At 73.0% G+C, this 2,247-nt stretch carries 2 protein-coding genes; one reads left to right on the top strand and one right to left on the bottom strand.

What is annotated here, in order from left to right:
* Positions 1 to 1,187: DNA repair protein RadA (gene radA, locus G3I65_RS44305; protein ID WP_160701413.1), on the top strand; the 1,187-nt coding region annotated here is incomplete at its 5' end.
* A 70-nt stretch (positions 1,188 to 1,257) separates the two neighbouring features.
* Here the strand turns inward: radA and G3I65_RS44300 are convergent.
* Positions 1,258 to 2,247, bottom strand: a 990-nt coding sequence (locus tag G3I65_RS44300) for a hypothetical protein (protein ID WP_160701412.1), incomplete at its 5' end; no start/stop codon positions are given.

Below are 2,247 nucleotides of genomic sequence, written 5' to 3'. Positions count from 1 at the left end.
TCGGCGAAGTCGACGTCGAGGCGGCGCGGGCCCGGCGCACCGGCGTCTCGGAGCTGGACCGGGTGCTCGGCGGCGGCCTGGTGCCGGGCGCGGTGGTGCTGCTCGCGGGTGAGCCGGGCGTCGGCAAGTCGACACTGCTCCTCGAGGTCGCGTACCAGTGGGCGAAGACGGTCGACCGGTCGTTGTACGTCACGGGCGAGGAGTCCGCGGGGCAGGTCCGGCTGCGCGCCGAACGGACGGGCAACGTCCACGACCGGATGTACCTCGCGGCGGAAAGCGATCTTTCGGCCATCCTCGGGCACATCGACGACGTCAAGCCGGGCGTGCTGATCGTCGATTCGGTGCAGACGATGGCGTCCCCACAGGTGGAGGGCTCGCCCGGCGGGGTGACGCAGGTCCGCGCGGTGACGTCCGGCCTGGTCGCGGTGGCCAAGGAACGCGGGCTGCCGGTGGTGCTGGTGGGGCACGTCACGAAAGACGGCTCGGTGGCCGGCCCGCGCGTGCTGGAGCACCTGGTGGACGTGGTGCTGCAGTTCGAGGGCGACAAGCACTCGACGCTGCGGATGCTCCGCGGCATCAAGAACCGCTTCGGCGCGTCCGACGAGATCGGTTGTTTCGAGCTGCAGGAAGAAGGCATCGTCGGCGTCCCGGACCCGTCCGGGCTGTTCCTCAGCCACACGGCGGAGCCGGTCGCGGGCACGGCGATCACGGTGTCGCTGGAGGGCAAGCGGCCCCTGCTGGGCGAGGTGCAGGCGCTGGTGTCGTCGACATCGGCACCGCAGCCGCGGCGCGCGGTCAGCGGCCTCGATTCGGCGCGGGTGGCGATGGTCCTCGCGGTCCTGGAGAAGCGCGGCGGGCTGAAGCTGGGCGACAAGGACGTGTACACGGCCACGGTCGGCGGCATGAAGATCACCGAGCCGGGCATCGACCTCGCGGTGGTGCTGGCGCTGACGTCTTCGTTCGGCGACGTCGCTTTGTCGCCACGGCTGGTTTCGGTGGGTGAAGTCGGGCTGGCGGGGGAGATCCGCCGGGTGCCGAGCGTGAGCCGCCGGCTCGCGGAGGCGGCTCGGCTGGGGTTCACGCACGCGTTGGTGCCGCCGGATTCGGGAAAGCCGCCGGCGGGGATCCGGGTGCTGGAGGTGGCCAACGTCGCGGACGCTTTGAACGCGGCCAGCCACGCTCGCTGACGTCGGGCTGGCGGGCCGTCGCTGCCCGCCGAAGCCCCGGGTGCCGCCGAAACCGCGGCACCCCCGGCGCTCAGCCCGGTGTGCGGGTGATCGCGAACGAGTACAGCGTCTCCGGCGTTGTCCTCATCACCGGCGGGAGCGGTGCTTCCCGGCTCGTCGTGGCCACCGGCGGCGAGATCCCCGAACTCGGCGAGGTCTGGTTCGTTCTCAGCGGCGTGGTGGTCGTCGGGGTGCCGGGTGGGAAGTCCCAGGCCAGCGGCTGGGCCGTCGTCGGGTCGAGGTAGAGGCGCTGGCCCGTGTCCTTGGCGGCGATCACCGTGGCCGGGCGGCCGTCCGGGGTGTGGCCCGGGATCTCGAAGATCCCGTCGATCGCGTTGAGCGCGTCGCGCAGGGCGAAGCGGACGTCCTTGGGGGCCAGGCCGAGCTCCAGGACCATCCGGACCATCGTGAGCGACTCCGTGCCGCTGTGCTCGCGGCCGTCGTCGGTGGTGTCGATGGTGTCGAACCGCAGGCGCTTGACCAGCGTGCCCGGGTCCGGGACCAGGGAGGCGACCAGCGCGGCGTCCGGGCTCAGCCAGTTCTGCAACGGCGTGTTCCAGTGCGGCTGGACCGTCCCTGGCCCGTACGGCTCGCCGGGGAAGCGGCCGCCCGGGCCGTATTCGTCGGTGGGGGTCTGGTCGAGCCGCACCGCTTGACCGGCGGGGAGTCCCCGTACCGCGCCCGTCGACGACGTGCGGCGGTGCCACAGGTCCTTCGGGTCCGCCGGGATCCACAGCTCCACCTTGCGCTGGACCTGGACCTGCTGCCCGTTCGCCGTCTCCGGCACCCAGCTGAGCTTCTGCGCGTAGCGGAACTCGCCCGGCTCCAGCGGGCGGTCCAGGTCGGTGAGGGTCGCCGCCGGGCGGGACGGCTCCGGGTCCGACGGCCGCAGCGACGTCACCAGTGCCAGGCTGCCCGCCAGCAGGACGACGGCCGCGGCCACCGCGAGCCACCGCCAGGGTGCCTTGCGGGTTTCGGGCGGCGGGGCCTCGGTGCCGCCGGCCGCCGCCATCAGGGTCGC

The organism is Amycolatopsis sp. SID8362, from assembly GCF_010550475.1.
GTDB classification, from domain to species: domain Bacteria; phylum Actinomycetota; class Actinomycetes; order Mycobacteriales; family Pseudonocardiaceae; genus Amycolatopsis; species Amycolatopsis eburnea.
Note: the sequence above shows the minus strand (reverse complement) of the source record. Positions and strands in the feature narration are given on the sequence as shown.